The following is a 7,719-nucleotide window of genomic DNA, read 5'->3' on the forward strand; positions in this document are numbered from 1 at the left end:
GGCGAGCCGTGCCCGGTCCATGCCCTGCGTCTCGCTGCCCGCGGTGGCGAACGCCCGCCCGGCCTCCCGGGCGGCCTGGGTCACCCCGAACGCCGCGCGCTGCACCGCGAAGACGCACAGGAACAGGTAGACGAACGGAACGAGCAGCACGACGGACAATCCAACGAATTCGATCATCGCCGAACCGTCGTCGGCCCCGGTCGCCGGGCCTGCCCGTTCGGGCCAGACAACGCGGCCTATGCGACCAATGCGACCGACGCGGCGCACGGAAGCCACGCAACCTGTCCTGATCATCAGGATCGTCCGCGGCACGGAGCGCAGGGCCGCCCGCGCGATCCGATCTCCCGCCACGACACCCCTCGTCACGGCAGTTCCTTGAGTGCGTGGCCCTTCACCGTGATCGTGATGCCGTCGCCCAGTGGGACTAGGACGAGCGGCACGGCAACCCGGCAGGTGACCTCCGCGAGCGGCGTGCCACCCGGCCCGTCGACCTGCGCCCCGGTGCAGACGGCGTCGGACCGTCCCGGGATGGTCCGCGCGATGAGGGCCTGGGCGTAGGGACCGCCCTCGCTCGCCGGCACGCCGAGATTGGCCGCGTGCCTGGCTCCCTCGGCAGCGTCCGCCGCGAGCGTGTTGCGGATGTGCAGCACCAGGCCGACCTGGATGATCCCCAGGATCAGGAAGAGCAACAACGTCCCCACCAGGATGAACTCGACGACGGCCGATCCGCCGTCAGCCGCGTCCGAGCCGTCCTCGACGCCGTCCTCGACCGCGTCCGGTCGCTGCCCGGTCCCCCTGGGGCCGCCGTCGATCCCGTCCGGCCCCGCGGCGGCCGCGAGCTCAGCCGCCACCGCCGATACCCGACACCGAGTTGATGGCCGAGGTGAACAGGTTCTGCAGGGCGGGCGTCGCCAGGGTGGCGATCGCGACCACCAGCGCCGCCGTCATGACGGTTATCATGACCCAGCCGGGGACGTCCCCCCGATCGCGATCATGGTGGCCGCCCGATGCGACGGCTGACCGCCAGGCCCGCCATCTCGCTTTCATGGCCTGCCCTGTTCGTCCCATGTCTCCTCCTTTAGGCTGGCTGATCCGACCTCGCCGGACGGACGCGTCCACCTGCGGGCGGCCACCTGCGCGCCCCGGGCACTCACTGCGCGATCACGGTGAAACTCACCAGGGCCGGGTAGAAGGCAAAGATCACGGTCGTCGGCAGGACGAGGAACACGACCGGGATCATCATCGCGATCTCCTTGCGGCCACCGGCCTCTAGCAGCTGCCGCTTGCCCGCCTCACGCGCGTCAACGGCCTGCGCGCGCAGGATGTCCGCCAGCGGCGTCCCCCGTTCGATCGCGACCGCCATCCCGTCGACGAACCGCACCAGGGGTGCCAACGCCGTGCGCGCCGCGATGCCCTCCAACGCCTGCACGAGGGTGGCCCCGGCGCGGGCGTCGGCCAACGCGAGCCGCAGCTCGTGCCCAAGCTCGCCGTGGGTCAACCGGCTGACCCGCTCCAGCGCCCCGATGGCCGACTCCCCCGCGGTCACCGCGAGCGCCAGCAGCTCGGCGATCGTCGGGAACTCCAGCAGCATCCGGTCCTCGCGCTCGGAGATCGCCCGCGACAGCCAGTAGTCCCGGGCCACCACCCCACCGGCCGTGCCGGCGACGATCAGTGCGACACTGACCAGGGTCGGCGGGCCGACGCGGAGCAGCGCGCGCAGCGCCAGCAGGAGGGCGCCGATCAGCGCCCCGCTGGCCGCGCAGATGACCTGCTGGACGCGGAACTCCTCGATGCTGGTCCGTCCGCCGGCCTGGGTCAGCCGGCGTCGCAGGGCGGCCCGGCCCCCCAGGAAACGGTCGAGCCGACCGGCGGCGTCCGCGAGTAACGGGCGCGCGAGCGCCTCGACCGCGGCGAGACCCGGCCGCGGCACCCCCCGCGGCCGGTCCTCGAGCAGCCTCGAGGGTGTGGGGGTGTCCCGCAGGTAGGGATCGATTCGGTCAGCGAGGTGGATGCGCCGGGCCCGGGGGGAGCGGTAGACGATGATGACCAGGCCCAGCCCGACGAGGAACCCGATCAGCGCACCGCTGGCGACCGTAGTCATGATCCCGCCCCCCGGCCAGCGGCCGCTCCCCCGCGCAGCACCCGGCCCTCCTCCGGCAACCGGCCGATCCGCTTCATGAGCAGGTAGGCGAGGGCCGACACGGCGCCGCCCACCACGAGCACCAGGACCCCGGTCGGGCTGTCGTAGGCTCGCACGTTCTGCCCCCGGGTGGCCAGCAGGAGCAGCACGATCCAGGGGGCGGCGAGCGCGAGCCGGGCGGCGTTCACCGTCCAGCTCTGCCGCGTCTCGAGCTCGGCGCGGGTGCGGGCGTCCTCCCGCAGGAAGGTGGACAGCGTGCGCAACAGCCGGCCGAGGTCGGTCCCGCCGACCTCCCGGGCCATCCGCAGTGACTCGATGATGCGGTCGGCCACCGGATCGGCGAGCTCGTCGGCAAGGCGGTCCAAGCAGGCCGAGAACGACCCGGTGGCGCTGTAGTCCTCGCCGAACCGGGTGAAGGCCGGTCGCAGCTGTACCGGCCCCCGCACCCCCACCGCGGCCAGGCCCTCGGGCAGCGACATCCCGGCCCGCACCGCGCTGGACAGGTTGTCGACAACGTCCGGCCACAGCTCCCGCAGATCATGCATGCGGGCATGCCGCCGACGGACCACGAGGGCCCGGGGCAGCAGACTCGCAAACACGACGAAGGCGCCGGCCAGCGACACGGTCTCGGTGAATGCCAGGACGACCAGGCCGGCTACCAGACCCAGACCCAGACCCAGACCCAGACCCAGACCCAGACCCAGACCCAGACCCAGACCCAGACCCAGACCCAGGCTGATCATGACGAACTGACGCGGGGTCACGCCGCGGATGCCCGCCTGGGCGAGCAGGTCGCTCGTCGACCGTTCCCAGCGCGCCGTCGCCGACCAGGCCGCGAACCGCGGCCGGCCGCTGGTGACGATGAGGAACAGACCCAGACCGAACAGCAGGCCGAGGAAGATGCCCATCATCGCTCCGCGGCGATCTCGGGCCAGCCCCCGCCGGGCCGATGATGATGGTAATCATGGTCGCCCTGGGCCAGCAGGGCGGGCAGGTCGTAGCCGGCGCGGACGAACCGTTCGGGATGTGGCGGGAAGCCGTCGGCGCGGACCAGTCCGTCCGCGCGCGAGCGGTAGATCTGGGCGATCTCGATGACGTCCCCCTCCGTCCGGCCGGGCAGCGCGACGACCTCGGTGACGCGGCGCCGGCCCGAGACGTCCTTCTCCAGATGGACGACGAGATCCACGCTGGCGGCGACGGTGGGCACCACAAAGGCATGGCTGACGTTCTCGCCGGCGAGCAGGGGCAGGGTGCACAGTTTCGTCACGGCCTCGCGAGCCGAGTTCGCGTGCAGGCTGCACATACCGGGCAGCCCAGAGTTGAGCGCGATCAGCAGGTCGAGCGCCTCCTCCTGGCGAACCTCGCCGACCAGGAGCCGGTCCGGGCGCATCCGCAGGGCCTCCTTGACCAGCCGGCGCAGCCGGATTTCCCCGCTGCCCTCCAGGTTGGCCTGCCGGGTCTGCATCGCCACCCAGTCGGCGGCCCGCAGCTTCAGCTCGAACACCTCCTCGCAGCTGATCACCCGTTCCCGGGCCGGGATGGCCGAGCCGAGACAGTTGAGCATGGTCGTCTTGCCGGCCTGAGTGCCGCCCGCAATGATGATGTTGAGGCCGGCGACGACGGCAGCGTCCAGAAAGGTGGCCGCTGCCAGCGTGATCGTCCCGAGATCGACCAGTTCGTCCAGGCTCGACGCGGACAGCACAAACTTACGGATGTTGATCGACCAGTGCACCCGGGTGACATCGGGGATGACCACGTGCAGCCGGGAACCGTCCGGAAGCATGGCGTCGACGAACGGGGTCGAGAGGTCCACCCGCCGGCCCGAGGACTTCAGCATCCGCTCGACGAGGTCCTGGACCTGATCGGCGGTCAGAATGGTCGTCGTCAGCTCGCTGCGACCGGCCCGGGCGACGAATACCCGGCCCGGCTCGTTGATCCAGATCTCCTCCACGGTGGGGTCGTCGAGGTGGCGTTGCAGCGGCCCGAACCCGGCAACCGCGTCATAGACCAGCCGGGCGGTGACGTCCCGGTCGACGACCGGGGGAAGGTCACTGACGAGAACCCGTTCCTCATAATCGGCGAGCACCTCGTGAACGAGCTGACGCACCTGCGCCGGGTCCCGCACGGGATCGAGAGAACGCCGCCGGACGAGCTCTCTGACCTCGTCCTCCACGAACGATGTCGCGTCCAGCCAACTGCCGCGTGCCACCGCCACGGAAACCGCTGCTCCTCCGGCTTTCGTCTCTTCCCGCCCCGATAATTGCCACGAAGCGTAGAAAGAAGGTCACTGGTAAGCAACCCCCGACACCGGGGGCAGACGCAACAACGTTCGCACAACCCCCACCGGGGGCATGGAGCGGGTAGGGCTCAGGTAGGCCACAGCCCGTACAGAGTCCCCCCTTGACCACCAAGGTTGCTACTCTCCGCAGTCAAAAAGCGGTCGCGGACCGGACATTTGTCATCGCTCTGTGCGCATATCGACTGCACCGACGGTGCACCAACCGCCCCGGAAACGCCCGCGCGATTTCTCCCTCGAAACGACGCCGAGGCGATAGCCTTTCGGCGGTCCCTAACCCGAACATCCCTGTAGCCGATATCGCATCGCTGGGTCGACAGGCGGAATCCCCCCACCCCGCCGGTCTCATCCAGCGTCCCACCAACGCCTGCCTCGGGGGTCCCTTCCGTGTCCGGTCAGCCAACAACCAGCGCGGTCGCCAGCCGCCCGCGAGAACCTCATTCGGCCACCAGGGCGGCGTTGCTCCCGACGCCTCCCCGGCACGATCCCCCGGAGTGGAAAGGGGCATCACGATGAGCGGCGCCCGGGATCCCCGATCGTCAGACATGTTCGACACGACCGCTTGGAAAATGTTCTGGCGGATTGTCGAAAACTGCCCGGTCGCGGTATTCGCCACCGATGCGGCAGGCCGGTATCTCTTTGTGAACCGGCCGTGGTCCAAGTTGACCGGCGTTACCCGCGACGAGGCGGTCGGATGGGGATGGCAACGCATCGTCCATCCCGGCGACGTAGCGAACGTCGGCAGCCGGTGGCGGCGCCTCGTCACGCACGGCGACGGGTTTTCGATCCAGGTCCGGTTGATCCGACCGGGTGAACCACCCTGCGACGCGGTCATGCAGACGATGGTGACCTCGGCAGGGGACGGTAGACAACGGATCGTCGGCACCCTCACCGTGCCGTCGGCCAGTGCGTTCGGGAACGCCGCCGGGCCGGTGACGGGTGTGCCGGTGTCCTCGCCGCGGGTCCAAGGGCGTCACTCCCCGATCGGCCCATCGTCCGCGGGCCAGCCCGATACCGACGACGTCGCCGTCCAGGAACGGGCCGAACCCGACCTCGCTTCCCGCGAACCGACGTCTCACGAACCGGCGCATCACGAACCGGCCGATCTCGAACCGGCCGATCTCGAACACCTTGACGACGGGCAGGCCGAGCTCGACCGCCTTCGCCGTCGCGAGGCGGCTTTCGAACTCGCCGCTCTCGATCCCGACCTCCTCGACGGGCACCTGCTCGATCAGGATCTCCTCGGTCTCCAGGCCCTCGCCTCCGATGGGGTGCCCGCGGGCGATCTCGACAGGTTCGGCGTGTTCGACGGACCGGGCCCGTTTGATCTGCCGGACCAGTCCGACCGGTCGGATCGCCCCGATCGGGTGGACGAGATAGCCCGCCTGGACGGGCTGGACGGGCACGGTGACACCGAGGAGACCGATCTCGTCGACGCGGCCGGGGACCGCGAGGACGACGGCGAGTACCCGCGACGCGAAGCACCCTCGGCCTGGCCTCGGGCCGACCAGTCCGATCGGGGCTGGGAATGGTCTGTTCCGCTTCCCCGCCGGCCGGTTCCCGGCGAACCGACGCCGGGCCGGGCGACATCCCGCGAAGCCACCGAGGATCGGCCCACAGTCGGGTTTCCCCGCGGGACGCTCCCGCCTGGCGCGGAGTGGCGCGCGGCCGTGGCCCTGCATCGCAGCGAGAATGACGACCTGCGTCCCTTCGGACGCGCCAGGGGCTCGAACCACACCTGTGGCTGCCCGTTCACCGAGGCCCGACGGATCGAGGAGGCATGCCGGGACCGGGAACGCTGGCTGACGACCCTGCTCGCCGAACTGACGACCGCCGTGCTCATCGCCGACCGGGACGGGCGTGTGGTGGCGGTGAACCAGGTGTACTGCGATCTGTTCGATCTGGCGGACCTGCCCGTCGACCTGGTCGGAACGGATTGCCGGCTGCAGCTGCGTCCCCGGCCCGGGCTGGTGGACGATCCATCCGGATTCGCGACGCGCCTGGACACCCTGCTCCGTCGACGGCGGACGCTACGCCGGGAGGCAGTGATGTTCGCCGACGGGCGGGTGTTCGAGCGTAGCCACATCCCGCTGACCGCGGCCGACGGCTACCGCGGCCATGTCTGGCTCTACTCCGACGTCACCGACCGCCGGATCCTGGAGGCTGAGATCGAGGGACTCATCTCCGGACTGTGACGAGCGAGGTGGACGGCGGTCCGGTCAGTAGACGCCGCCGTAGTGCCGGGCCTGCAGATCCTGGGCCTGGCCGACCCAATCGTCGGAGACGATGCGGTCACCGAAGCCATCCAGCCGGTGAGCGAGCCGCTCGACGTCGGTATCACCCATTTCGGCCAGCTGACTGAAGGTTGTGATGCCCAACGCCCGCAGCCGGGCCTCGATCACCGGGCCCACGCCGACAATCTCCTTGAGGTTGTCGCCGCCCGACCGCACTGGATCGAGGAGACCGTTCCACCGCGGCGCGGGTTCCAGCACGACCCGGCTACCCGTACCCGGCTGGCCGCTGGCCCCGTTCGTTCCACCGGTGCTCCTGCCACCGGTGCTCTTCACGCCGCAGCCACTCCCCTGACTACTCGACGGCGGTCCGCCCGGGGCCGGTGGCCGGTTCTTCGTGGCAACGCCGCTCGCCTGGACCGTCGCCCCCGAGATGTTCGCCTCGGGCGACAGAGCCAGGCCGTGCGCGGGCAGCACGCTCTTCGACGGCCCCGCCTCGTTCGGGGTGACCGCGAGGTTCGACGAGACCACACCGCCCGCGGCAGCAACCCCGACCGCGACGGCGGCCTCGGCGGTGGGGGCAGCCTCGGGATGCTCGGCACCGGCTTTCTCGTCAGAGGAGGCCTGGCCCAGAAGCGCCTCGGATTTCGCGATCCGCCCCAGCAGGCTGAGCCGTTCGGCCGCCCATTCGGCCTGGTGCCGATCCAGCCGGGTGGTCATGGTGGCCACCTGACGTTGCGCGTCCTCCGCCTCCGTACGGGCCATGGCCAGTCGGGAGGAGAACTTGGCCGCCCGGCCCTCGGCCTCGACGAGCTGTCTGCGCAGCAGCTCGGCCTCATGGGCGAGCTCCGCCGCCGAAGGGCCGGCGGCACCCGGGCCGGCCGGGAGGGCCTGGGCCGCGCCGGGTGTCACGGCGTACGCCCGGGCCCGCATCGCTGCCTCGATCTCCTCGACCCGGGCGCTTGCGATCACGGCATGGCGCTCCGCCTCGGCGATCCGCCGTTCGGACTCCGCGGCACGCTGTTCGGCGACAGCGAGCCGGGCAGTTAGGG

At 70.7% G+C, this 7,719-nt stretch carries 5 protein-coding genes and 2 pseudogenes; 1 reads left to right on the forward strand and 6 read right to left on the reverse strand.

What is annotated here, in order from left to right:
• The 5 genes and pseudogenes from AC08OQ_RS15490 to AC08OQ_RS15510 form a co-directional block, all read right to left on the reverse strand.
• Positions 1 to 351: pseudogene (locus AC08OQ_RS15490) on the reverse strand (hypothetical protein); the annotation flags it as partial.
• A gap of 11 nt (positions 352 to 362) precedes the next feature.
• The gene (locus tag AC08OQ_RS15495; RefSeq protein WP_476599930.1) at positions 363 to 851 is read right to left on the reverse strand and encodes a TadE/TadG family type IV pilus assembly protein; all 489 of its coding nucleotides are present in this window, start codon (positions 849 to 851) and stop codon (positions 363 to 365) included.
• Positions 852 to 1,150: 299 nt separating this feature from the next.
• On the reverse strand, positions 1,151 to 2,101 hold the full coding sequence (locus tag AC08OQ_RS15500; RefSeq protein ID WP_476599928.1) for a type II secretion system F family protein: 951 nt from the start codon (positions 2,099 to 2,101) through the stop codon (positions 1,151 to 1,153).
• Positions 2,098 to 3,048 carry a type II secretion system F family protein gene (locus AC08OQ_RS15505; RefSeq protein WP_476612144.1) on the reverse strand — a complete coding sequence of 317 codons (951 nt, stop codon included), beginning with the start codon at positions 3,046 to 3,048 and terminating at the stop codon, positions 2,098 to 2,100. The genes AC08OQ_RS15500 and AC08OQ_RS15505 overlap by 4 nt, the downstream gene beginning before the upstream one ends.
• A complete protein-coding gene (locus AC08OQ_RS15510; protein ID WP_476599925.1) occupies positions 3,048 to 4,355 on the reverse strand; it encodes a CpaF family protein in 1,308 nt (435 codons plus the stop codon). The genes AC08OQ_RS15505 and AC08OQ_RS15510 overlap by 1 nt, the downstream gene beginning before the upstream one ends.
• A gap of 593 nt (positions 4,356 to 4,948) precedes the next feature.
• On the opposite strand from AC08OQ_RS15510, the gene AC08OQ_RS15515 reads away from it, so the two are divergent.
• Positions 4,949 to 6,631 (forward strand): PAS domain-containing protein, encoded by a 1,683-nt coding sequence (locus tag AC08OQ_RS15515; RefSeq protein ID WP_476599923.1) that lies wholly within the window; start codon positions 4,949 to 4,951, stop codon positions 6,629 to 6,631.
• A gap of 24 nt (positions 6,632 to 6,655) precedes the next feature.
• Here the strand turns inward: AC08OQ_RS15515 and AC08OQ_RS15520 are convergent.
• Positions 6,656 to 7,719 (reverse strand): annotated as a pseudogene (locus AC08OQ_RS15520) (hypothetical protein); the annotation flags it as partial.

It is taken from the genome of Frankia sp. CcCS3 (genome assembly GCF_977927575.1).

Coding starts and splice junctions, on each gene's coding strand:
- AC08OQ_RS15500 (WP_476599928.1), bottom strand. CDS start 2,101: ATGACTACGGTCGCCAGCGGTGCGCTGATCGGGTTCCTCGTCGGGCTG.
- AC08OQ_RS15505 (WP_476612144.1), bottom strand. CDS start 3,048: ATGGGCATCTTCCTCGGCCTGCTGTTCGGTCTGGGTCTGTTCCTCATC.
- AC08OQ_RS15515 (WP_476599923.1), top strand. CDS start 4,949: ATGAGCGGCGCCCGGGATCCCCGATCGTCAGACATGTTCGACACGACC.